General features: G+C 70.0%; 18 protein-coding genes. 8 read left to right on the forward strand and 10 right to left on the reverse strand.

The annotated features are described in order from the left end of the window. Nucleotides 1-52 precede the first annotated feature (52 nt). Complete coding sequence (locus tag FHT38_RS14370; RefSeq protein ID WP_183492178.1) at nt 53-1,186, forward strand: alpha-hydroxy acid oxidase; 1,134 nt, start codon at nt 53-55, stop codon at nt 1,184-1,186. Here FHT38_RS14370 and FHT38_RS14375 read toward each other — a convergent pair. Then, nucleotides 1,183-5,118 (reverse strand): Ig-like domain-containing protein, encoded by a 3,936-nt coding sequence (locus tag FHT38_RS14375; protein ID WP_183492179.1) that lies wholly within the window; start codon nt 5,116-5,118, stop codon nt 1,183-1,185. The genes FHT38_RS14370 and FHT38_RS14375 overlap by 4 nt on opposite strands. A 285-nt stretch (nt 5,119-5,403) precedes the next feature. Beyond that, a complete protein-coding gene (locus FHT38_RS14380) occupies nt 5,404-7,563 on the reverse strand; it encodes a S46 family peptidase (protein ID WP_183492180.1) in 2,160 nt (719 codons plus the stop codon). A 251-nt stretch (nt 7,564-7,814) separates the two neighbouring features. Between FHT38_RS14380 and FHT38_RS14385 the strand changes: the two genes are divergently transcribed. From FHT38_RS14385 to FHT38_RS14395, 3 genes are read left to right on the forward strand one after another with little or no spacing between them, the layout of a single operon-like run. After that, nucleotides 7,815-8,078: a hypothetical protein gene (locus tag FHT38_RS14385; protein WP_091732438.1), complete on the forward strand. Its 264-nt coding sequence runs from the start codon at nt 7,815-7,817 to the stop codon at nt 8,076-8,078. 49 nt (nt 8,079-8,127) lie between these two features. Beyond that, nucleotides 8,128-8,820: a DNA adenine methylase gene (locus FHT38_RS14390; RefSeq protein ID WP_183492181.1), complete on the forward strand. Its 693-nt coding sequence runs from the start codon at nt 8,128-8,130 to the stop codon at nt 8,818-8,820. Next, nucleotides 8,817-9,647 carry an 8-oxoguanine DNA glycosylase gene (locus FHT38_RS14395; RefSeq protein WP_183492182.1) on the forward strand — a complete coding sequence of 277 codons (831 nt, stop codon included), beginning with the start codon at nt 8,817-8,819 and terminating at the stop codon, nt 9,645-9,647. Before FHT38_RS14390 ends, FHT38_RS14395 begins: the two co-directional genes overlap by 4 nt. 87 nt (nt 9,648-9,734) lie before the next feature. On the opposite strand, the gene FHT38_RS14400 is transcribed toward FHT38_RS14395, so the two are convergent. After that, the gene (locus tag FHT38_RS14400; protein WP_310737380.1) at nt 9,735-12,335 is read right to left on the reverse strand and encodes a DNA internalization-related competence protein ComEC/Rec2; all 2,601 of its coding nucleotides are present in this window, start codon (nt 12,333-12,335) and stop codon (nt 9,735-9,737) included. A 66-nt stretch (nt 12,336-12,401) separates the two neighbouring features. On the opposite strand from FHT38_RS14400, the gene FHT38_RS14405 reads away from it, so the two are divergent. Genes FHT38_RS14405 through FHT38_RS14415 form a run of 3 tightly spaced genes read left to right on the forward strand, consistent with a single transcriptional unit; the run spans nt 12,402 to nt 13,803 of the window. Next, nucleotides 12,402-12,869 carry a RidA family protein gene (locus FHT38_RS14405; RefSeq protein ID WP_099862122.1) on the forward strand — a complete coding sequence of 156 codons (468 nt, stop codon included), beginning with the start codon at nt 12,402-12,404 and terminating at the stop codon, nt 12,867-12,869. After that, entirely contained in the window at nt 12,869-13,366 is a 498-nt protein-coding gene (locus FHT38_RS14410; protein ID WP_091732419.1) for a disulfide bond formation protein B, read from the forward strand. Before FHT38_RS14405 ends, FHT38_RS14410 begins: the two co-directional genes overlap by 1 nt. 50 nt (nt 13,367-13,416) lie before the next feature. After that, a complete protein-coding gene (locus tag FHT38_RS14415) occupies nt 13,417-13,803 on the forward strand; it encodes a VOC family protein (protein ID WP_183492183.1) in 387 nt (128 codons plus the stop codon). 26 nt (nt 13,804-13,829) lie between these two features. Here FHT38_RS14415 and FHT38_RS14420 read toward each other — a convergent pair whose 3' ends face one another. Beyond that, complete coding sequence (locus FHT38_RS14420) at nt 13,830-14,159, reverse strand: helix-turn-helix domain-containing protein (protein WP_147239805.1); 330 nt, start codon at nt 14,157-14,159, stop codon at nt 13,830-13,832. After that, entirely contained in the window at nt 14,143-14,400 is a 258-nt protein-coding gene (locus tag FHT38_RS14425) for a type II toxin-antitoxin system RelE/ParE family toxin (RefSeq protein ID WP_091732409.1), read from the reverse strand. The genes FHT38_RS14420 and FHT38_RS14425 overlap by 17 nt, the downstream gene beginning before the upstream one ends. Nucleotides 14,401-14,624: 224 nt before the next feature. On the opposite strand from FHT38_RS14425, the gene FHT38_RS14430 reads away from it, so the two are divergent. Continuing rightward, the gene (locus tag FHT38_RS14430) at nt 14,625-16,226 is read left to right on the forward strand and encodes an alkaline phosphatase (RefSeq protein WP_183492184.1); all 1,602 of its coding nucleotides are present in this window, start codon (nt 14,625-14,627) and stop codon (nt 16,224-16,226) included. On the opposite strand, the gene FHT38_RS14435 is transcribed toward FHT38_RS14430, so the two are convergent. From FHT38_RS14435 to FHT38_RS14455, 5 genes are all read right to left on the reverse strand, one after another. After that, complete coding sequence (locus tag FHT38_RS14435) at nt 16,227-16,850, reverse strand: helix-turn-helix transcriptional regulator (RefSeq protein ID WP_183492185.1); 624 nt, start codon at nt 16,848-16,850, stop codon at nt 16,227-16,229. A 283-nt stretch (nt 16,851-17,133) separates the two neighbouring features. After that, entirely contained in the window at nt 17,134-18,522 is a 1,389-nt protein-coding gene (locus tag FHT38_RS14440) for a DUF1501 domain-containing protein (protein WP_254783549.1), read from the reverse strand. Nucleotides 18,523-18,563: 41 nt separating this feature from the next. Further along, nucleotides 18,564-20,360, reverse strand: coding sequence for a DUF1800 family protein (locus FHT38_RS14445; RefSeq protein WP_183492186.1), 1,797 nt, complete (start codon nt 20,358-20,360; stop codon nt 18,564-18,566). A gap of 339 nt (nt 20,361-20,699) precedes the next feature. Beyond that, on the reverse strand, nt 20,700-22,088 hold the full coding sequence (locus tag FHT38_RS14450) for a DUF1501 domain-containing protein (RefSeq protein WP_183492187.1): 1,389 nt from the start codon (nt 22,086-22,088) through the stop codon (nt 20,700-20,702). A gap of 14 nt (nt 22,089-22,102) precedes the next feature. After that, nucleotides 22,103-23,812 carry a DUF1800 family protein gene (locus FHT38_RS14455; protein ID WP_091732387.1) on the reverse strand — a complete coding sequence of 570 codons (1,710 nt, stop codon included), beginning with the start codon at nt 23,810-23,812 and terminating at the stop codon, nt 22,103-22,105. Nucleotides 23,813-23,922: the final 110 nt, after the last annotated feature.

Raw genomic sequence — 23,922 nt, forward strand, 5'->3', positions numbered from 1 at the left:
GCGTCCAAAGTTTCCGGCCGGGCCAGCGGTGGCTCGCCTAGCATCCGGCCCCATGAGCGTCATCACCTGCATCGAAGACCTGCGCGTGCTCGCGCAGCAGCGCGTCCCGCGGATGTTCTACGACTACGCGGACTCCGGTTCCTGGACCGAGAGCACCTATCGCGCCAATGAATCGGACTTCCAGTCGATCAAGCTGCGCCAGCGCGTGGCAGTCAACATGGAAGGCCGCAGCACCGCCGCGACGATGATCGGCCGCCCGGTCGCAATGCCGGTGGCGATCGCGCCGACCGGGCTGACCGGCATGCAGCATGCGGACGGCGAGATCCTGGCCGCCCAGGCGGCCGAGGCCTTCGGCGTGCCGTTCACGCTGTCGACGATGAGCATCTGCTCGATCGAGGACGTGGCGGCGAACACGACGGCGCCGTTCTGGTTCCAGCTCTACGTGATGCGCGATCGCGGCTTCATCAACAGCCTCATCGACCGCGCCAAGGCCGCCAGGTGCGAGGCGCTGGTGCTGACGCTGGACCTGCAGATCCTGGGCCAGCGGCACAAGGACCTGAAGAACGGCCTGTCCGCGCCGCCCAAGCTGACGCTGCCCAACCTGATCAACATGGCGACCAAGCCGCGCTGGTGCCTGGGCATGCTGGGCACGCCCAGACGCCAGTTCGGCAACATCGTCGGGCACGTGAAGGGCGTGGGGGACATGGGCTCGCTGTCCGAGTGGACGGCCAAGCAGTTCGATCCGCAGCTGAGCTGGGACGACGTGCAGTGGATCCGCGAGCGCTGGGGCGGCAAGCTGATCCTCAAGGGCATCATTGACGAGGAGGACGCGAAGCTCGCCGCCGCCACCGGCGCCGATGCGCTGATCGTCAGCAACCACGGCGGCCGGCAGCTCGATGGCGCGGAGTCCAGCATCCGCGCCCTGCCCCGCATCGTCGACGCCGTCGGTGACCGCATCGAGGTCCACATGGACGGCGGCATCCGCTCGGGGCAGGACGTGCTCAAGGCCTGGGCGCTGGGGGCGCGCGGCACCTACATCGGCCGCGCGTTCCTGTATGGCCTGGGCGCGATGGGCCGCCCCGGCGTGACGAAGGCGCTGGAGATCATTCACCGCGAGCTGGACCTGACGATGGCCTTCTGCGGCCACCGTGAGCTGCGCGGTGTGGATCGGAGCATCCTGCGTTAGAACGGGAACATGCGCCCCGTGCTCGATGCGTCGTCGCCGAACACGACGACCGGGTTGGACGCCGATGTGACCAGCACGACGTCGGGATTCGTGAAGTCTCCCGCCCCGTCCCAATCGATCAGGATGGCCTCCTTCCCCTGATAGCTGCCGCGCTGGAAGCGATGCTCGCGCTCGCCGAAGAAGCGGTTGGAGTCCAGCCCCAGAGACCTCAGGTCGATGGTGTCCCGGGCGTCGAGATCCACATCGAACACGCCCTTGATGCCGCCGGAGAAGACGAAGGTGTCGAAACCGTCGCCTGAAATCAAGGCGCCTCCGCCGTTCGGGGCGGTCAACACGTCATGGCCGGACGTTCCCATGACCACCTGCGTGGCCAGGATCTCCCCGCCTTGCACCTGCACGTGCTTCATGCCGCCCGCAGTCGTCGCCGCAGCCAGGTTGCCGGCCGTGTCACTGAAGACCACGCGGTAGTAGCCATCGCGAAGCCCCGTCAGCGCCGACGGCTCGATGCGGCCGCCGGAGGCGGAGACATCGACGCGTCGGCACTCGTCGGGCGAGAGCGCATCGAGCGCGGCCATGGACGAGGTGTCGGCCGCATACGCGGAAACGACATAGGCGAAGCCCTCCTCCGAGGCATCGAATTCCGCCTTGGACCCGGCCGCCGGCATCCTGATCGTCGGGGCCACGACTAGCGTGTCCTTGTGGACCGTGATCGAGCTGTTGGCGCTCAGGTTGCCGGCACGATCGATCTGCGCGACCGTCACCGTGTTAGCGCCCTCGCTCAGCGCGCTGCCGGTGATGGTCTGGCCCGTGCCCGTCGTCCAGGTGGTGCCGCCGTCGAGGCTGTACTTCCACGTGGCGTCGCCCTCCAGCCGCGAGAGCCTGATGCCGGCATCGCTGGTCCGGCCGTCGCCGGCCACGCCGGTGTCGTTCAGCAGGGAGAGGTCGACCGCGTCGGGCGCTGTCGTGTCGAGCGTGAAGTCGAAGCTCACCGTCGCCGATTCATTGCCGGCCGCGTCGACCTGCTTGACGCGGATGGTCTTGGGGCCGTCCGAAGCGAATCCCGGCAGGTGGAAGAAGCCTGTTTCGGCGTGGGCCTCATAGACGTACCACTGTCCCTCCTTGAACACGTGGATCTTGCTGCCGACTTCCAGGCCGGACAGTTTCAGATCCGGACTGTTGGTGAGCGGGTTGCCCGGGCTGCCGCCGTCGTAGCGCAGCGAGACCTGAGGCGTGACCGGAGCGGCCTTGTCGATGGTGAAGGTGAAGGTGGATTCGGCGCTCTGGTTGCCCGCGATGTCGGTCTGACGCACGCGTACCGCGTGCGTGGCGTTGGCGTAGCCGGGATCCGCGATGGACCCTCCGGAACCGTCCTGCCAATCGCCACCATCGATGCTGTATTCCCAGCGGGCATCCTTCTCGAGTCCGCTCACGTTGAGGATGCCGCTGTTGGTGAGGCCGTCGCCGGCGGCGCCGGAATCTGTCGCCAGCGACAGCTTGGGGGCCTCGACGCGGATGTCCTTCTCAACAAGAACGGTCGACGACGCGCTGTTTCCTGCCAGGTCGGTCTGCCGAATGATGAGGATGTTGTGGCCTTCGTTCAGCACGCTGCCCGGGATCTTCGGCTCCGTGCCATCTGTCCAGGTCTTTCCGTTGTCTAGGCTGTAGGCCCACTTCGCGCCGCTTTCGATCAGTCCCACGTTCACCCAGCCTGCGTCGTTGATCGCGCCGCCCGTGCTGGTGGTCGCGGTGGGCTCATCGACCTTGAGGTCCTTGCTCACCGTGATCGCGTTGATGGCTTCATTGCCCGCGGCGTCGGTCTGCTTGACGATGACCGTGTTGTCACCTTCATTCAGTTCTGCGCCGGAGATCGCGTTGCCCGTGCCAGGCCGCCAGGTCTGACCACCGTCGATAGAGAACTCCCACTTGCCGTTGTTCTCGATACCGGAGACCGTGACCGAGCCCGTGTTGTTGATCGAACCGGTGCCAGTGCTTGTCCCAACGATCGGCTTGTCGATCAAGGTGTCCTTCACCACGGTGATGGTGGCGGTGGCGACGTTCCCTGCGGCGTCCGTCTGCTTGACGATGACCGTGTTGTCACCTTCCTTCAGATCCGCACCGGAGATCGAGCCGCCCGTGCCCGGCCGCCACGTCTGACCGCCATCGACAGAGAACTCCCATTTGCCGTTGTTCTCGATGCCGGAGACCGTGACCGAGCCGCTGTCGTTGATCGAACCAGTGCCGGTGCTCGTCCCAACGATCGGCTTGTCGATCAGGGTGTCCTTCACCACCGTGATGGTGGCGGTGGCAACGTTCCCCGCGGCGTCCGTCTGCTTGACGGTGACCGTGTTGTCACCCTCGTTCAGCTCCGTACCCGAGATCGAGCCACCGGTGCCCGGCCGCCAGGTCTGGCCGCCGTCGATAGAGAACTCCCACTTGCCGTTGTTCTCGATGCCGGAGACCGTGACCGAGCCGGTGTTGTTGATCGAACCGGTGCCGGTGCTCGTCCCAACGATCGGCTTGTCGATCAAGGTGTCCTTCACCACCGTGATGGTGGCGGTGGCAACGTTCCCCGCGGCGTCCGTCTGCTTGACGGTGACCGTGTTGTCACCTTCCTTCAGCTCCGCACCGGAGATCGAGCCACCCGTGCCCGGTTTCCACGTCTGACCGCCGTCGACAGAGAACTCCCACTTGCCGTTGTTCTCGATGCCACCGACGCTGATCGAGCCAGCGTCGTTGATTGCACCCGTGCCTGTGCTGGTCTCGAGCACCGGCTTCTCGATGAGGGAATCCTTCACCACATCGATCGTCGCCGTCGCCACGTTGCCGGCTTCGTCGGTCTGCTTGACGGTGACGGTGTTGTCGCCTTCGTTGAGCTCCGCGCCGGAGATCGAGCCGCCCGTGCCGGGCCGCCAGGTCTGACCTCCGTCGACCGAGAACTCCCACTTGCCGTTGTTCTCGATGCCACCGACGCTGATCGAGCCAGCGTCATTGATGGCGCCCGTGCCTGTGCTGGTCCCCAGCACGGGCTTCTCGATGATCGAATCCTTGATCACGACGACAACCACCGCATCGCTGCGATTCCCGTCCTTGTCGGTCTGCACGATCGTGATCGTGTTGGGACCCTCGACCAGATCACTCGCGGAAACGCCGCTGCCGTCGCCCTTGTGCCAGGTATCGCCATCGTCCAGGCTGAATTCCCATTCAGCGCCGTCCACCACACCCGAAACCGTCACCACCCCCTGGCCATTGATCGGCTTTGGGCCCACGCCAGGCACCTGCACCGGCGGCGGCCTGCTATCGCTCCCCGCTGGCTGCGACGGCACCTGCGGCTCGCCATCGTCCCCCGACGGCTGCGACGGCGCCTGCGGCTTGCCATCTTCCCCCGACGGCTGCGACGGCACCTGCGGTTTGCCATCGTCCCCCGACGGTTGCGACGGTACCTGCGGCTTTCCATCGTCCCCCGACGGCTGCGACGGCACCTGCGGCTTGCCATCGTCCCCTGACGGTTGCGAGGGCGACTGCGGCGTCCCTTTCGAGTCACCGCCGCCGCCACCGCCCGCCACCGCGGCGGCCAGACCGGCGAGCGCCAGGGCGCCAAGTCCCAGTTTCGACAGGTTCGAGCTCGTCGGCGACGCGGCCGCCGTTTCCACGGCCAGCGCCGACGACTCTTGCGCGGACGGCGCTTCGCCCGTCGCGGACGCCGCGTCCACCGGTGCCGTCGCCTCGTCGTCCCTCTGCGCTTCGGCGGTCAGCGCCGCGTCGACCGGCACGGTGGCCTCCTGATCGTGCGACGTGAACTCCTCATCGGGCAGGCGCTTGCCAGTACGCGACGTGACAGGCGAGACCGTGCTCTTGACTGCATCGGGAGGAGAAACAGCCCGCTCGGTGGACGAGGGGCCTTGCGGCGCGCTGGACAGCTTGGACTGGCTCATGGATTTGCTTTCAGGAAAGGAGGGGCGCAGTTTCCAGATCCAACTCGATGCGCTCCATGGCTTCCAGAAGGCTCATCCACCCCGCCTTTCACCACATCCAAGCCACTCCCCCACCCATCGATGCCAAAGCGAGCCGGGACGCGCCCGCTTCACCGCCCCGTTCATGCGCAGTTCGAGCCAGGCCGCACCAGGGCCAGAAAACAAAACGCCCCGCATCAAGCGGGGCGTTCTCGCGTCTGCACGCGTGCGGAGGCGTCCGGAGGACGCCTCAACCGGGTCGCGCGATCACAGCGCGTTCATTTCCTTCAGCAGACGATCCGCCTTGTCGACGACCTTCATCTGCCACAGCATGTAGCGCGCATCCAGGCAGATGCTGCGGTTCATGTGGTCGTTGTAGTCCCAGTCCGAGATCACCGCATCCAGCGTGCCGTCGAACAGCAGGCCCACCAGCTCGCCATGGCCGTTGAGCACCGGCGAACCCGAGTTGCCGCCCGTCGTGTCCAGCGTGGCCAGGAAGTTCACCGGCACCGAGTCCAGCGCCTTCACGCCGTACTTGTCGAAGCGCTTGGCCTTGATCGCAGCCAGTTGCTCGGCCGGCGCGTTGAACTCGCCATTGCCGGTGTGCTTGGCGACGATGCCGCGCAGCGTCGTGAACGCCGTCCAGGTCGTGCCGTCCACGCCCGGCGCGCGGCCCTTCACCTGGCCGAAAGCCACCCGCAGCGTGCTGTTGGCATCCGGATAGACCGGCTGGCCGCGGCTGGCCTTGAAGTCGATCTCCGCCTGCATCGTCGCGGCATAGGCCTGCTGCAGCTTGCCGGCCAGTTCCTTGTCGCGGTTCTCGCGCGCCAGCTCGTCGGCATGCAGCGCCACCGCGGCCTTGACCAGGGTGTCGTCACTCGCATCGAAGGCCGACGCGTCGCGCGACAACCAGGCGCCGCGCTCGGCCTTGTCGGTGAGCTTCGTGCCGGCATACAACGCGTCCACCCGCGCGGTCACCGCCGCGGCGTCCATGCCGGCGCGCACGCCCAGCGCGTTCAGCAGCGCGCTGTTGAGCTGGTCCGCCGGCAGCGCCAGGTACTGCGTCAGGAAGTGGCTGACGACCTTCTTCTCGGTGATCTCGTCGAAGCGGCGGTCCACCGTCTCCAGCGCCTGCCGGCGACGCAGCTGGTCGCGGTCCTGGTAACCGGCCTTGCGCTCGGCATCCGGCTTGCGGCGCTGCAGCGCCTGCTCGTACAGGTCGCCCGCGCTCTTGACCAGCGTCGGCGTCGCATAGCCCAGCAGGAACTCGCGACGGGTGATCTCCTGGCGCTCGGCGATCAGGCGGTCCACCTCGACCAGCGACGCGCCGTAGGTCGCGCGACGCTTGGCGTCGGCATTCACCCAGGCCTTCATCTCGTCGAAGGCGGCCTGCTTGCGCGCGAGGATGTCGCTGCCCGCGTAGCTGGCCATCTGGCCCTGGTAGTTCTTGTAGTAGTTGTTGACGCCGGCCACGGTGTTGGCCAGCTTGATCTCGGCGTCACGGCGGCCAGCGGTCGCCTCCTTGATCAGGTCGAGCTGCTCGCCCATCGCCTTGACGCGATGCGGGAAGTCCCAGGCGAAGGCGAAGTCCACTTCCTTGGGCAGGCGGTGGCGGTTGGTGCGGCCGGGATAACCGGCCACGGCGACGAAGTCGCCCTCGTTCAGCGGCGCGCTCGCCAGCTTCAGGAACTGCGACGGCTGGAAGGGCTTGTTGTCCTTGCTGAAGTCGGCCGGCTTGCCGTCCGGACCGACGTAGGCGCGATAGAAGCTGTAGTCGCCGGTGTGGCGCGGCCACATCCAGTTGTCGGTGTCGCCGCCGAAGACGCCCACGCCCTCGGCCGGCGCGTGGACCAGGCGCACGTCGCGGATCTCGAGCTGCTTGGTCAGCTGGTACATCAGACCGCCGTAGAACGCGCCCACCGAGCAGCGATGGCCGGCGTCCTTTTCGCAGGCGGCGACCAGCGCCTTCTCGTTGGCCTCGATCGCATCGATGCGGGCCTTGCCCTGCAGCGCGGCGGTCGCCTTGTCGATCACCTTGTCGGTGACGTCGGTCAGCGCGACCGTCACCAGGATGCGGCTGCCCGGCGCGGCCGGCAGTTCCTCGCCCAGCGAGGCGGCCAGGAAGCCGTTCTTCAGCAGGTCCTTCTGCGGCGTCGAGTTGTACTGGATGCTGCCGAAGGCGCAGTGGTGGTTGGTCACCACCAGGCCCTGCGGCGACACGAAGGACGCGGTGCAGCCGCCCAGGCTGACGACCGCCCCCATCGGATAGCCCAGCGGCTGCGACAGGCGCGCCGGATCGAATTTCAGGCCCAGGGCCTTCATGTCCTTGGCCACCAGCGGCAGCTGCTGCGGCATCCACATGCCTTCATGCGCCTGGGCGCCGGCCGCGGCGCCCAACGCCAGCGCGGCCCACATCAGTCGTTTCATTCGCGGGACTCCTGTCCACCTTCTTGAGAAGGGGCGAACCATACACGAGCCCGCCGCCCGCCCACCGTGCCGGTCGACACCCGTGCCCATGCCGCATCGCGGAATCCCCCGCGGCGCCACTCGGGCTCCTCGTTCGTGGGATGGGGGAATCCCTGACTCAAAACTTACAATTCCGCCCATTCGATCGCCGCCGTCCGATGGCCCTCCGGACGCCGCCGCGCACCCTCTCTCCGGCCGTCCAGGAGCCCGCCATGACCCTCAAGCAGCTCAGCCAGGTGAAGCGCTGGATGGTGATGCACAGCGCGCGTCACCCGGTCGAACTGGCGGTGTGGAACGTCGTGCTGACGATCTGGATGCTGGGCTTCATGGGCGTTCCGGGCGCGTTATTGATCCAGGCATGGATCGCACTGCCGTTGTGCCTGGTGGCCTGGATGCTGCCGATGGCCTACACCGGCGGCCGGCGCCGGCTGCACCGCTCGGGCCGCCTGCGCTGCGACTGGCTGACGGCGCTCTGAGCCCGCCGGCGCCTTGACATCATCGTCACTTCTGACGATGATCCGCCGCATGAAGTATCCAGGCGGCAAGGGCAAGACGTACCAGCACGTCATCAACCTGATGCCTCCGCACCGGGTGTACATCGAGACGCATGTCGGCGGCGGCGCGGTCCTGCGCCACAAGCTGCCGGCGGCGCGCTCGATCGCCATCGACGCCGACGACCGGGTCATCGCGCACTGGCGCGCCATGGCCCTGCCCGGCGTCGAACTCGTCCACGGCCGCGCGGAGGACTTCCTCGCGCGGCACGCGTTCGAGGGCGACGAGCTCGTCTACGTGGACCCGCCCTATCACCCCGAGACGCGGCGCCAGTCACGCATCTACCGGCACGAATACGGCGCCGCGGACCACGAGGCGCTGCTGGCGCTGCTGGCGACGCTGCCGTGCCGGGTGATCGTGTCGGGCTACGCCCATCCGGTGTACGACGCCCTCCTGCGAGGGTGGCGCACGACCGAGTTCCGGGCGAAGACCCACACCGACGTGCGCACCGAAACGCTGTGGTTCAACTTCGAGCCGCCCGAGATCCTTCACGACAGCCGGCACCGCGGGACGAACTTCCGCGAGCGCCAGACCAACAAGCGGCGTCTCGAACGCCTCCAAGAGCGTGTCCATGCCATGGATCCGGTCGAGCGCGCCGCGTTCCGCCAATGGTTGGACACCACCTATCCAGCCGCCCAGAGAGGCGGCGTCCTTGCAGTCCCATGACCCAGATCGTCGCCATCGTTTCCCGCCACGGCTCCCTTCACCGAGCACTTCCCGATCCCGATCACCTCCTCCTCACCGGCGTGCGCTGGGGCGCCGTCGAGGAGTTCCCGACCCCCGCCTACTGGACGCAGCAGGCGCTGCGGCACCGCCTCGACGGCCCGGCGCCCCGCGCCTCGGGCCGCTCGCTGGCCGAGGAGGTCGGTGCCGCCTTGCTGGGCGGCCCCGGCATCCCGGCGGCCGTGGGCCAGGCGGCCTTCGCGCGGGTGCGCGAGCGCGGCGCCTTCGTGCAGCCCGGCGTCTGCGAGGCGACCTTGACCGCCTGGCTCAGCGAGCCCCTGGACGTGCAGGGCCGCGCGCTCGGCTTCCGCTTCGCGGCCCAGAAGGCCAGGCACCTGGCGGCGGTGATGCCGGCGCTGCTCTCGGCGCCGGACTTCGAGGCGGGCCAGGAGGTGCGCAACTGGCTGATGGCCCTGCCCGGCGTCGGGCCGAAGACGGCATCGACCATCGTGCGGGGCTGGTCGGCGTCGGAGGAGGTCGCGCTGCTGGACGCCCACCTGCTGCGCGTGGGCCAGGTCATCGGCCTGTTCCCGCGCAAGCTCGGCATCGAGCGGCATTACCTCGAGCTCGAGGCGCGCCTGCTCAAGCTGTGCGCGGCGATGGAGGTGAGGCCGTCCGAGCTGGAGGCGGTGGTCGCGGCGGAGATGAGCCGCTCGCCGGAGACGGCGCGCTTCCTCGTCGACCACCTGAAGGCGACCGAACCGGCGCCGGCCCGCAAAGCCAGCGCGGCCCGCATCCCCGAGCAGATCGCGCTGGTCTTCACGGCCTGAGCGCCGCAGGTGTCCGCGTCAGCCGCCAGCGCGGCTTCACGACGTCGCGCACGCACCCTCGTGAGCGATGAACGACGGCGGCTGAAGTCAAGGCGAACTTGCTTCGACGGCCGGCTCGGGCCCCTCCCCTTCTCCGACTTCCGCGGACGCTGATGACGCCGATGACGCGGCCAGCGCGGCGGCCGGTGCCGCGGGCACCGCTGGCGCCGTCAACCAGTAGCGGCGACGCCGGGTCCGCTCGCAATCGGCCAACGGCAGCGTCCAACGGTCGCTGCGCCATTGCCAGGCGCCACAGTCGACGGTATTGAGCACCGTCGCGCCGGTGGCCAAGTAACGCGCCACCACCTCGGGCCGGGGATGACCGAAGCGGTTCAGATGGCCGGACTGCAGGGCCGCCACGCGCGGCGCCGTCGCCTGCACAAAGGCGGTCGCCGACGAGGTCCGGCTGCCATGGTGCGGCACGACCAGCACCTCCACGCGCAAGTCATTCGTCTCCGTCTCCGTCTCGGTCTCCGGCTCCACCTCTGCCCTGGCCTCGCCGGCCAGGCGCAGCAGCTGCGCCTCCTGTGGCGATTCGATGTCGCCGGTGAGCAGCAGGCGACGCCCCGCCGCGTCGACGCGCAGCACGCACGAAGCCCCGTTGCGCTTCGCGCCCGCCGCGTTCTCCCGCAGCGCCGGCGCCTCGAGCGGCCACAGCACCTCGAAGCGCACGCCGTCCCACGCCCAGCGCTGCCCCCGGCGGCACCCCTCCGCTCCCGGCGCCGCCCCGAGCCGCCGCTCGACCGGCAGGCCCCGCAGCAGGCTGCCGGTGCCGCCGGCGTGGTCCTGGTCCGCGTGACTGACCATCAGCAAGTCCAGGCGCCGCTCGCCCAATCCGCGCAGCAGCGGCAGCAGCACGCGCTGCGCCGCGTCGCTGTCGGGGCCCCAGCGCGGTCCGGCGTCGAAGACCATCGTGTGGCCGTGGGTGCGCAGGATCGCGGCGCCGCCCTGCCCGACGTCGGGCAACCAAAGCTCGACCGCCCCCGGCGGCGGTCGGTCGACGACCGGCCACAGCAGCGGCACGCACAGCGCGAACCCGCCCAGCCGCAGCCGCCACGGCCAGGGCATCGCCAGCAGGACGCCGCCGACCAGGCCCAGCGCCTGCGCCCAAGCGGGCGCCCAGGGCAGGTGCCAGACGGCGAGCGGCCAGGCGCGCAGGGCCTCGAGCAGCAGGTTCAGCGCGGCGACCAGCCAGGTGCCGAGCGTCCACAGCGGCGGACAGGCCGCGCCGAGCAGCGCCAGCGGCGTGATGACGTAGGACACCAGCGGGATGGCGACCGCGTTCGCGACCAGGCCGACGAGCGACAGCTGCTGGAACAGCAGCAGCGTCAACGGCGCCAGGCCGAGCGTCACCACCCATTGCGTGCGCCAGGCCGCACGCAGCGCGCCGCGCCAGCCGGGCGTCGCGCGCGAGTCGGCCGCCATCAGCAGCGCGACCGCGCAGAACGACAGCCAGAAACCAGGCTGCGTCAGCGCCCAGGGATCCGCGACGCAGACGACCGCGGCGGCGGCGCCCAGGCTCATCGGCCAGGGCCAGCGCACGCCCGCCTGCCGCAGCAGCGCGAGGATCGCCAGCAGGCCGAAGGTGCGCTGGGCCGGCACGCCCCAGCCGGCGAACAGCGCATAGCCGCCCGCCGCGGCGACGCCCAGCCACATCGCCGCGCGCGGCGCGGGCAGCCACAGGCACAGGCGCGCGCTGCGCCGCCACGCCCAGCCTCCGGCGGCGCCGGCGAGCCACGCGAACAGGGTCACGTGCAGGCCGCTGACGCTGAGCAGGTGCGCGACGCCGGTATCGCGATAAAGCGCCCAGTCGGCCGCGCTGACGGCGCCCTGGTCGCCCAGGCTCAGGGCTGCCAGCACGCCGGCGCCGCGCCGGTCGCGCGCCTGGCCGAGCTCGCGGTCGATCGCATCGCGCAGCGACTGCCGCAGCGCATCCACGCCCGGCGCCGAGGAGGACAGGCGCTGCTGCCCCTGGCCACGACAGCTCGCGGCGGCGGGCAGGTCCTGTTCGAGCATCCACAGCGCCTGGTCGAAACCCTGCGGATTCAGCAGCCCATGCGGGCGGCGCAGCTTGAGCGCCAGTTGCCAGCGCTCCCCAGCGCGCGGCGTCGCGGGCATCTGGTAGCAGGACAGCAGCAACCGCGGCGGTGCCCCGGCGACGATCGAGGCGGCATCGGCGGCGAGCACGAAGCGCCAGCCCTCGGTGCCGCCCAGGCCGGTGGTGCGCTGCGGCAGGCTGGCGACGCGGCCGGCGATCATCATGACTTGGCCCTCGCGCGCCGCCGGCAGCACCTCGGCCAGGCGCGACGCGGCGCGGTGGGCGGTCAGGCCCGCACCAGCCAGCGCCGCGAGCAGCGCCCACGCGAGCCAATGGCTCGACCATCGCGGTCGCGGTCGCGGTCGTGGTGGTGACGTCCCTCCTTGCCATGCAGGCCTCCCCAGCCATGGCGCCCATCGTGCCCATCGCGGCCAGGGCCGGTCCACGTCGCCGTCGGCCGCCGCCGATCGATCCCGCACCAGGGCGACCGGCAGCACCATCGTCAACACCAGCGCGACGACGCACGCGAGCCAGGCGCCCCATGCCTGCGGTCCGGGCAGGACCGGCAGGCGATGGACCAGCCCCATGCCGACCAGGGCTGCTGCGGGCACCAGCGTCCAGCGCCATGCCGGGGTGTAGGATTCGCGGCGCTTTTTTTCACTTCCGCGCACATCCTCATGAGCACTTCCGTCTATGACCGCCTGACCCAACTCGGCATCGAGCTGCCGCCGGTGGCGGTGCCCGCCGCGGCCTACGTGCCCTTCGTCCGGACCGGCAACCTGGTGTTCCTGTCGGGTCATATCGCGAAGAAGGACGGCAAACCGTGGGTGGGCCAGCTCGGCAAGGACACCGACACGGCCACCGGCCAGCAGGCGGCACGCGCGATCGCGATCGACCTGCTCGGCACGCTGCACGCGGCGGTCGGCGACCTGAACAAGGTCAAGCGGGTCGTCAAGCTGATGAGCCTGGTCAACAGCACCGGCGACTTCACCGAGCAGCACCTGGTGACCAACGGCGCCTCCGAGCTGATCGGCGAGGTCTTCGGCCCCGAGAAGGGCGCGCATGCGCGCAGCGCCTTCGGCGTGGCGCAGATCCCGCTCGGCGCCTGCGTCGAGATCGAGCTGATCGCCGAGATCGCGGACTGATGCGCGCGCTGACCGCCTCGCGCGTGCTGGCCTTCAGCGCGCTGGTGTCGCTCGCCGGCGTGGCGGCGGCGCTGGTGGCGCAGTACCAGTTCGGGGTCAAGCCCTGCCCCTGGTGCGTGATGCAGCGCGGCATCTTCCTGCTGATCGCCGCGGTGAGCGCGCTGGGCTGGCTGCTGCAGCGCGTGGGCGCCGCGCGCGTGGTGGCGCTGCTGCTGACCGCGGCGCTCGGCGTGGCGGGTCTGTTCGCCGCGGGCTACCAGCATGAAGTGGCCTCCAAGCTGGCCACCTGCGACATGACCTTCGCCGATCGCGTGCTGACGGCGCTGGACTTGGAAACCAGGCTTCCGAGTGTCTTCATGGTCACGGCCAACTGCAGCGAGGCCTCCGCGTACACGCTGCTCGGTCTACCTTATGAAATCTGGAGCGGCGCGCTGTTCACCCTGATCGCGCTGCTGTGTCTGCTGACGCTCAAGCGCGGCGCGGTGCATCGTCGGTGAGCCGACGCGCCGATGTCCTTGCGATCGGTCAACCTGACGGGAGTCTCCCCATGAAGCGTGTGACAGGCATCGGCGGCATCTTCTTCAACGCCAAGGACCCGGCGGCCTTGCGCGACTGGTACCGCACGCACCTCGGCGTGGACGTGCTGCCCTGGGGCGGCGCGGCGTTCCAGTGGACGGACGAGGCGGGCCAGCCCACCGGCGGCACGACGATCTGGTCGATCGGCGCGGCGGACCCGGCCGGCTTCGGCCCGCACGGCAAGTCCTTCATGATCAACTACCGCGTCGCCGACCTGGCCGCCCTGCTGCAGGCGCTGCGCGCCGAGGGCTGCGAGGTGCTCGACAAGACCGACGACTCCGAATACGGCAAGTTCGGCTGGGTCATCGACCCCGAAGGCAACCAAGTCGAGCTCTGGGAGCCGCCGGCCGGGCAGTGAGCACCACCCGCGCCGCCGGCGCGGGATCAGAAGTTCAACTGGCCGGGCCGGATGCCCAGGGCCTTCGCGATGCGCTCGCGCGACGAGCGCCGCGGTCGAGGGCTGGCCTCCAGTTGCGCGTAGGCGCCCTGCGTGATCCCGAGCCGATCCGCCACCGCTTGCTGCGTCAGCCCGAGGTGCGTGCGCCAAGCCTTGGCGCCGGTCATCTGCTCGTTGAACACCAACTGCGCCACGGCGTCGGGGATCAAGTCGCCCACGGCCTCGAAATGCCGCACGAATTCGTCATACGGAAGCACGACGAATGCGGGCAGGCCGTCCGCGCCCACGATGGTCTGGAAATCAATAGGTTTGTTCATCGCGCTTCTTCACTTCCTCGATCGAGACAATCCTGACCTCGACGGCGAAGTCGAAGAACACGCGATAGTCCCCGACTCGCAGTCGATAAGCGTAGGGATGGTTCATCAGTCGCTTCACGTTGCGCGCGGCCCGGAGGTCCGCCAATTCGATGACCACGGCTCCGGCGATCGCCTTCACCGCCTCGCGAGGCAGCTTCAGCATCTGCCGCATCGCCTTCTCGGTCCAGTTGATGCGATTCATGCATGCTATACGGTTTGATTAGCTTTATCGACACTAATCTGATGCGCATAGGGGCGCTTTGACATCACGCAACATTGGATTTCGCCTCGCCCTCAAGAGGGAGCAAATGGGGGATGGGCCGCGTTGCGAATGAGCGCGCCGTCAGCTTCGTTCAAGCCTGTTCACCGCCGCGTCATACCCCGCCGGCAGCATCGCGGGCTTTGCCACTTCGCCGGGAGACCCGCATGGACCGCCGCCGCTTCCTCCACGCCAGCACCTTGCTCGGAGGCGGCACGCTGCTGGCGCCCCACGGCCTGCGCGCGCAGGGCACGCCGCAGGCGCCGGCCCTCATCACCCGCGATGCGATGCGGCCGCAGATGCCCCATGGCATCCAGTCCGGCGATCCGATCGCCGATGGCGCCATCATCTGGACCCGCGCCGACCGCCCCGCCCGGCTCTGGCTCGAGTGGTCCACCACCGCCAGCTTCGCCAACACGCAGCGGGTGCGCGGTCCGCATCTGCTCGAGGACTCCGACTTCACCGGCCGCGTCGACCTGCGCGGCCTGCCCGCCGGCCAGGAGATCTTCTACCGCGTCATCCTGCAGGACCTGCGCAACGAGCGCGTCCTGTCCGAGCCGATGCCCGGCCACCTGCGCCTGCCCGACGCCTTCGGCAGCCGGTCGGTGCGCGACCTGCGCTTCGCCTGGAGCGGCGACACCTGCGGTCAAGGCTGGGGCATCAACGAGGCCTGGGGCGGGATGAAGATCTACGAGCAGATCCGCCGCATCAATCCCGACTTCTTCCTGCACAGCGGCGACACCATCTACGCCGACAGCCCCATCCCCGCCGAGATCACGCTGCCCGACGGCTCGCTCTGGCGCAACCTCGTCACCGAGCAGACCAGCAAGGTCGCCGAGACGCTGGACGAGTACCGCGGCCGCTACCGCTACAACCTGATGGACGCCAATGTCCGCCGCCTGTCGGCGCAGGTCCCGCAGATCTGGCAGTGGGACGACCACGAGGTCACCAACAACTACTCAGACAGCAAGGACCTCTCCGGCGACGCCCGCTACACCGAAAAGAATGTCCCGCTGCTGGTGGCCCGCGGCACGAAGGCCTTCCAGGAATACGCGCCGATGCGCCGCTTCGGCGACGCCGAGAGCGAGCGCATCTACCGCCACCTGCCGCAGGGGCCGCTGCTGGACGTCTTCGTCGTCGACATGCGCAGCTATCGCGGCCCCAACAGCGCCAACCTGCAGACCGAGGAGAGCGCCGCCAGCGCCTTCCTGGGCCGCCCGCAGATCGGCTGGCTGCTGGACGGGCTCAAGCGCTCGAAGGCGGTGTGGAAGGTGATCGCGGCCGACATGCCGATCGGCCTGCACGTGAACGACGGCAAGGACGCCGAGGGCCGCGACAAGTGGGAGGCCATCGCCAACGGCGACGACGGCGCGCCTCGCGGCCGTGAGCTCGAGATCGCGCGCCTGCTCAGCGAGATCAAGCGCCACCGCCTGCACAACATCGTCTGGCTCACGGCCGACGTGCATTACACGGCCGCGCACTTCTTCGACCCGGCCCAGGCGAAGCACACCGACTTCCTGCCGTTCTGGGAATTCGTCTCCGGTCCGCTGCACGCCGGCGGCTTCGGCCCCAACAAGGCCGATGGCACCTTCGGCATGCAGGTGGTCTACCAGAAGGGCCCGGGCGTGGCCAACGCCGCGCCGGCGGTCGACACCCAGTTCTTCGGACAGGTCGACATCGACGCGAAGACCCGCGCGATGACGGTCACGCTGAAGGACCTGGCCGGCACCGCCCTCTTCAGCAAGACGCTGGCGCCGCGGCGCGGCTGATCAACGCAGCTCGACCACGCGCAGCACGCCCTGCATCGGCGGCAGCTGCGCCACCATCGCGACCAGGTCGCGGATGCTCTCGGTGGCCGTCTTCGCGCGCACGCTCGCGATCTGCGTGCGCACCGTCGAGATCGCCACGCCGTGGCGCAGCGCGATCTCCTGCGGCTGCAGGCCGGCGCACAGCGCCTGCAGCACCTGCTGCTCGGCCGCGGTCAGCTGATGCTCGCGCGCGAAGGCCAGCATCGGCAGCTCGCCGCACAGGTTGCGCTTGCCCAGCACCAGCAGCGCCTGCGCGGTGCGCCCCAGGCCGTCCTGCAGCGGCAGCACCGACAGCGACAGTCGCCCGGCACCCCGCCCCAGGCAGATCAGGTGGCGCAGGCCGCGCTGCACGTCGGCCAGCGCGCCCTCGAGCCGGAGCTGGTCGTTGCGCTGGGGAGCCACCAGCTGGCCGTCGACGACCTGCAGCGGCGAGGTCTCGTCGAGCTGCCGCCTGGCGGTGCTGTTGGCATACAGCAGTTGCCCGTCGCCGCCGACGAGGCAGACCCCCAGGTCGATCTCCTCCAGCGCGTGGCGCCACCACCGGTCCGGCGATCCCCGCCGGCGCTCCGGACCGCGATAGGACATGAGCCGGCCCGTCTCGGGGCCCCTCCCCAACACCATGCCATCCATCTCAGCCTCCCTGTTCAGGCGCGTGTGGAACGCGGCCCCCGAACCTGCACGGTCTTCGCCGCGATGAAATGGAGGGCCTTCGGGGATGTTAGGAGAACCGCCCGACATTGCGTAGCGGAACTTCGCGCGCGCGGCCCCCTAGGGCTGGGGGGCCGGCGATGTCGGGTCCGGCGCCGATATACCGGGAGGCCTGCCGGCCGCGCGACCCGTCGTCATCGGTGATCCACGCTGGTGCACGTCAGCCCAGGAAGCCCAGGTCGGCGGCCGCGAAGTTGCCGATGTTGGGCAGCACCGTCCGCAGCTCGCTGGCCGGCACGCCCATCCACAGCGCCAGCGTCGCGGCGAGTTGGTCCACCGAGGTCGTCGGCAGCAGCCGCCCCTGGCCGACGTCGTCGGGACCGTTGACGCTCACCGACGGCGCCGTGCCGTAGAAGCGCCCGCCCCGCACCGCGCCGCCCATCACGAAGTGGTGCGCGCCCCAGCCGTGGTCGGTGCCGTCGCCGTTGCTGCTCAGCGTGCGGCCGAAATCGGAAGCGGTGAAGGTGGTGACCTGGTCCGCCATGCCCAGCTCGCGCAGCGCCGCATCGAAGCTGCCCAGCGCGCCGCCGAGCTGCTGCATCAACTGAGGGTGCCGCGAGGTGAGGCCGTCGTGCAGGTCGAAGCCGCCCATCGAGACGAAATAGACCTGCCGCGTCATCCCCAGCGAGGCGCGCGCCGCGATCAGGCTCGCCACCGTCTTGAGCTGGCGCGCCAGCGAGTCGCTCGCGAAGGCCGTCGTGATCGTGGCGCCGCCCGCCAGCGCGGTGCTCAGCGTCGACTGCAGCTCGATCGAGCGCGCCGTCACGCGGTTGAGCTCGACCTCCATGGGATGGCTCCGCTGCTCGGTGATCAGCGCCCGCAGCAGCGTCGCGCAGGAGCTGGACCCGAACATCTGGCTGCCGATGCCGTTGATCGGCTTCTTGCCGCCCGGCCCGGTCAGGTACTGGAAGGCCTGCTCGCCGGCCTGGAACACCGCGTTGCCCGAGACATTGATGCAGGTCAGCCCGGCACGGCCATTGGCCGAGAGCATCAGGTCGGCCATGCGCCCGCCCCAGCCGGTGCGCGCACCCTCGACGCTGGACGACTGCCAGAGGCTGGCCTGGTCGTTGTGCGAGAACAGCTTGGGCGGCGCCGGCACCGCGCCCGAGCGGTACTGCGCCAGCGTCATCGGCGCCATCAGCGTGCCGATGTTCAGCATCACCGCCAGCCGGCCGCCGTCGAAGACCGGCTTGATCGCCGACAGCCCCGGCGCCAGCGCCATCTGCCGACCGTCCGGCAGCGCCACGGTGGGCGCCAGCGCGGTCGCGGCCAGCGCGTCGCGGCCGATCGCCAGCGTCGGCCGGATCGCCGCGTAGGCCTGGTGGTTGACGGTGTCGTAGGGGATCACCGTGTTGCCGTGGTCGTTGCCGCCGTGCAGGAACACGCACACCAGCGCCTTGTAGTCGCCGCCGCCGGTGGCGGCCGCCGCATCGCCGATCGCGGCGAGCTGCAGCGCCCAGGGCGCGGCCGCTCCGGCCACGGACACGACCGAAGCGCGCTTGAGGAATTCGCGCCGATGCAGCGCGGACAGCTTGGACACATGGGCCACGGGAGGTCTCCGGTGTAGGTCGCGCGGACAGCGCGACGCGGTCATTTCTGGATCTGGTATTCGGGGCAGGCGAGCAGCAGCATCCAGCCGGCGCGAGCGCGGTTGGTCCTGCCGTCATCGGTGCTGGCGGCGATCGTGGCCGCCGCCGCCGCGATGCGCTGCTGCGTCGCGTCGGAGATGGCGCCGCCGCCCAGCAGCAGCGCCTGGCGCGCCACCATCGCGCGCGGGTCGGTCGAGAGCGCCATGTCGGTCGAGAGGTCCGGCTTGGCATCGCCCTGCCCGGTCGTCAGCAGCGTCTGCATGAAGTTCAGGTAGCCGGTGACCGTCACCTCGTTGAGCAGCTGGAACTCCGGCGCGGTGGTGCCGGCGGCCGTCATCGGGGAATTCGGCGGCACGTAGCCCGGCCGGTAGAAGTTGAAGACCGACGGACTGAAGAAGGGGCTCTGGCCGAGCCGCGTCTCCGGATCGCTGGTCTCCGGGATGGTCCACAGGCCGGCCGAGCTCAGCCCGACCGCGCGCGCCACCTGCACGAAGCGCAGCACCGGCTCGCGCAGCTTGCCGGAGTTGCTGGCGCCGGGCTCGATCAGGCGCGCCTCCGGGTCGAGCAGCACCGCGCGCAGCACCGCCTTCAGGTCGCCGCGCTCGCCGCGACCGTTGTCGTTGAAGGCCTGGGCGACGCGCTGCACGTAGGCGGCGCTGGGGTGCGAGCAGACGAAGCGCTGGATCAGCTGCCGGCCGAAGAACGGACCGACGTTGGGATGGTTGGCGAGGATGTCCAGCGCCTGGCGCAGCGCCGCGGGGCCGTCGGCGCCGGCGGAGATGGTGGTGCCGAGCACCGTCTTCGCGCCCTCCGAGAAATTGGCCGCCTTGTGCACCATCGGCCGTCGCATGAAGCCGGGATCGGCGCCGGCGGGCGCGTTCGTGTCGAGGTCCCAGCCGGTGAAGGCGCGCGCCAGCTGCGTCACCGTGGTCAGGTCGTAGGTCTCGACCGGACGACCGCCGGCCATCTGCACCGAGCCGTCCAGGTTCAGCTGCACCAGGCCGATGGTGAAGAGCTGCATCACCTCGCGGGCGAAGTTCTCGTCGGGCTGACGGCCCTTGCCGTCCTCCTTCTTGCTGCCGCGCATGGCCAGGAAGGCGCCCATCGCCGGCGACAGCGTCACCGCCTCCAGCAGTCCGCGGAAGGTGCCGAAGGCCTGTTCCTCCAGCACGTCCGCGTAGGCGCCCATCATCATCGTGCGCCACGGCAGCGTGTTGCCCACCGCCGAGACGACGAAGATCTCCGACAGCGCCAGCACCATGCGCTGGCGCAGCTGGTCCGGCGAGGTGATGAACTTGCGCCAGACGCTGCCCGGCAGGCCGTCGAAGTAGGCGTACTTGTTGGCCTCGGTGGCGAAGCCGTTGCGGGTCAGCCAGTCCCAGTGAGACTCGGTGCGCGGCGCCAGGAACTGCAGATCCAGCCAGGACGCGTAGCCGATCGACTTGAGCGTGGCGATGTCCGCCTCGCTCGCGCCGAAGCCGGCCTGCGCCAGGAAACGCGCGGCCTGCGCGTCGCCGGGCAAGGGCAGCAGGGTGGCGGCCGCGGGCGCCGGAGCCGGCTGCGGCGCGGGCGCCGGTGTAGGCGCGGGGCTTGGCGCCGCGCTGTCGACCGGTGCGGGCGCTGGCGCCGGTGCTGGCGCAGGTGCGGGGCTGGGCGCCGGGCCGGGGGTGCCGTCGGGCGCGGGAGCGGCGCCGTTGGGCGTGGCCGGCGTGTCGCCACCACCACCCCCGCCGCCGCAGGCGCTCAGGGCAGCGGCGGCAGCCGTGGCGGCTGCGGAAGACCAGGGAAATCGGAACATGGCGGTGGGGCGTCGGTACTGCTGACGCCCGGCACTCTAGAGAGTCCGCCCGCCCGAATCAGCCGCCAAACCGCAACAGCGGAAAGGCTCGGCAACGTCTCGGGTTACCGTGGTTTTCGACCTCGACGGCCGGCCGCGATCCCCGTCACCATCGGCCCTGCCGGCGATCAAGGGGCGATCGCGGGGTCGATCAGGGGCCGCTTCGTGCGGCTTCTCACGGCCCGCCTCCCGGCCGCGCCGGCGCTGTCCCTGCGCGAGGCCTTCAGGTCCTCGCGGCTCGCGGCCCGGCGCTGTAATTGGCCGCGACAAACCCGCCAGTTCCGGCGATCGACGCCCGAATCAGGCCGCGAAGAGACCGAGGTCTTTCTGGTTGAAGTTCACGATCCCCGGAAGGATGCCCGGCAGGTCGGTCGCCGGCACGCCCATCCACATCGCCAGCGTCGCGGCCAGCTGGTCCACCGAGGTCGTCGGCAGCAGGCGGCCCTGGCCGACGTCGTCCGGCCCGTTCACGCTCACCGAGGGCAGCTGGCCGTAGAAGCGGCCGCCCTTGACCGCGCCGCCCATCACGAGGTGGTGGCTGCCCCAGCCGTGGTCGGAACCGTCGCCGTTGGAACTCAGCGTGCGGCCGAAGTCCGAGGCGGTGAAGGTCGTGACGTTCTGCGCGACGCCCAGCTCGCCCAGTGCCGCGTCGAAGCTGGCCATCGCGTTGGCGACGGTGCCCAGCAGGCCGGGATGCTGGGCCATCAGGTTGTCGTGCAGGTCGAAGCCGCCGATCGACACGAAGTAGACCTGCCGCTGCGCGCCCAGCGCCGAGCGGGCACCGATCAGCCGGGCCACCGTCTGCAGCTGGGCCGCCAGGCCGCCGGTGTCGAAGGGTGTCTGCAGCGTCGAGTTGGCCAGCGCCGTCGAGATCGTGCCCTGCGCGCTGATCGAGCGCGCGGTGACGCGGTTGAGCTCCTGCTCCATCCAGTGCTGGCGCTCGGCGGTGACCAGGGCGCGCAGCGCTTCCGAGCAGGCCGCGGACCCGAACAGCGACCGCGTCGCGCCATTGATGGCGACGGCGCCGCCGCTGCTCATCTGGTACTGCACCGCCTGCCCGCCCGACATGAACACCGCGTTGCCGGAGACGTTGATGCAGGTGAAGGTCGCGTTGCCGTTGCTGCCCAGGAACTGGTCGGCCACCCGGCCGCCCCAGCCGGAGGTCGCGCCCTCGGGCCGGGACGATTGCCAGAGGCTGGACTGGTCGTTGTGCGAGAACAGCTTGGGCGGCAGCGGCACGTTGCCGGCCTTGTACTGGGCCAGCGTGGTCGGCTGCATCAGCGGACCGATGTTGAGCATCACAGCCAGGCGCCCGGCGTCGAAGACCGGCTTGAGCCGGGTCATCGTCGGCGCCAACGCCATCTGACGGCCGTCCGGCAGCGCCGTGGCCGGCGTCAGCGCGGTGGCGGCGAGCTGGTCGCGCGGCGTCGTCAGCGCCTGGCGGATGGTGGCGTAGGCCTGGTGGCTCGCGGCGTCGTAGGGCACCACGGTGTTGCCGTGGTCGTTGCCGCCATACATGAACAGGCAGACGATGGCCTTGTAGTCGCCGGGCGCGACGGCGGCGGCGGCCTCGTTGATCGCGGCCAGCTGCAGCGCCCAGGGCGCGGCGGTGCCCGCGACGGACAGCGCCGAGGCGCGCTGGAGGAATTCGCGGCGACGCAGCGACGCCAGTTTCGAGATGTGGGGCATGGCTGTCGCTCCGCTCACTTCTGCACTTGGTATTCGGGCGCCGCCAGCACCATCAGCCAGGAGGCCTTGACGCGGTTGAGCTTGCCGGCGTCGGTGTCCGCCTTGATCGTGGCGACGGCGGTGGCGATGGTGGTGATGGTCGTGGCCGACAGGTCGCCGCCCGCCATCACCAGGGCCTGGCGCTGCACCATCGCCGCCGGGTCGGCGGCCAGCGCGAGGTCCGCCGTGTAGTCGGGCTTCATGTCGCCGATGCCGTTGCCGATCAGGCTTTGCATGAAGTTCAGGTAGCCCGCCACGGTGCTCTCGTTGCAGAGCTGGAACTCCGGCGCGGTGACGTTGTTGGTGCCGAGCTGGGAATTCGGCGGCACGTAGCCCGGCCGGAAGAAGTTGAAGACCGAGCCGCTGCGCAGCGGGCTCTGTCCCAGGCGCGTGGCCGGGTTGCTGGTGTCGCCGATCGCCCAGAGGTCGCCGGGCGACGTCAGGTTGACGCTGCGGGCCCACTGGATCAGGCGCAGGATGGGCTCGCGCAGCTTGCCGCCGCCGGGCGCGGTCGAGGGCTGGCGGGCCTCGCTGTCGAGCAGGATCGCGCGGATCACCGCGCGCAGGTCGCCGCGCTCGCCCTTGCCGTTGTTGTCGAAGACCGCGGCGATGCGCTGCACGTAGGCGGGGCTGGGGTTGGACGCCACCAGGCGCTGGATCAGCTGCCGGCCGATGAACGGCCCGACGTTGGGATGCGCGACCAGCGTGTCCAGCGCCTGCTTCATCGCGGCGGGTCCGTCGGCGGTCTCGGGGATGGTGACGTCCAGCACCTTCTTGGCGCCGGTGGAGAAGCGGCTGGCCGTGTGCTTCATCGGCCGGGTCATGTAGCTCGGATCAGCGCCGTTGGCGTCGGTGGTGTCGAAGTCCCAACCGGTGAACACCCGTGCCAGCTCGGTGATCTGCGGCAGCGTGTAGGTGTCGATGGTCTTGCCGTTGCTGGTCTTGGGCGTGCCGTCGGGATTGAGCTGGTTCAGGCCGATGGTGAACAGCTGCATCACCTCGCGGGCGTAGTTCTCGTCGGGCTGGCGGCCGGTGCGGGGATCTTCCTTGCGGTTGCCGCGCATCGCCAGGAACACGCCCATCGCGGGGGACAGGGTCACGCCCTCGATCAGCGCGCGGAAGCTGCCGAAGCAGCGCTGCTCCAGCATGTCGACGTAGCCGGCGGTGGCCATGTTGGCCCAGCTCACCGGCAGGCCGGTCATCGACACGACGAAGATCTCCGACAGCGCCAGCACCACCCGCTGGCGCAGCTGGTCGGGCGAGCCGATCAGCTTGCGCCACAGCGTGGCGTCGACGCCGGAGAGGCTGTTGCGGAAGGACTCGGCGTTGTAGCCCTTGGCGACCAGCCAGTCGTAATGCCCCTGCGTGCGAGGCGCGGCGAACTGCTGGTCCAGCCAGCGGGCGTAGCCGGAGGACTTGACCGCGGCGATGTCGGTGGCGCTGGCCGCGAAGCCGGCCTGGCCGAGGAAACGCGCGGCCTGCGCATCGGTGGGCGGGACGCTGTTCTGCGGGTCGCTGTCGGGGCCGCCGCCGTCGGCGGTCTCGCCGCCACCGCCGCCGCAGGCGGCCAGCAGGGCCGCCGCGGCCGCCGCCGCGAGCGCGGCCGAGGTCCCGGAGGTCGACGTCGCATCGACGACGCGGTCGTCGTCGGTCGGAGCGAAGGGGGTATGAGCGGCGGCAGTCATCTCGGCATCAGCCCGAAGCAGCGGATGCGGGATGGTGGCGAGGCGGCGCGCTCAATACACCGTCATTCGTACAACAGGTGAAAGGCGCGGCAACAGGTTGTTGCCGCGTG

It is taken from the genome of Mitsuaria sp. BK041, from assembly GCF_014193085.1.
In the GTDB taxonomy this organism is placed as follows: domain Bacteria; phylum Pseudomonadota; class Gammaproteobacteria; order Burkholderiales; family Burkholderiaceae_C; genus Roseateles.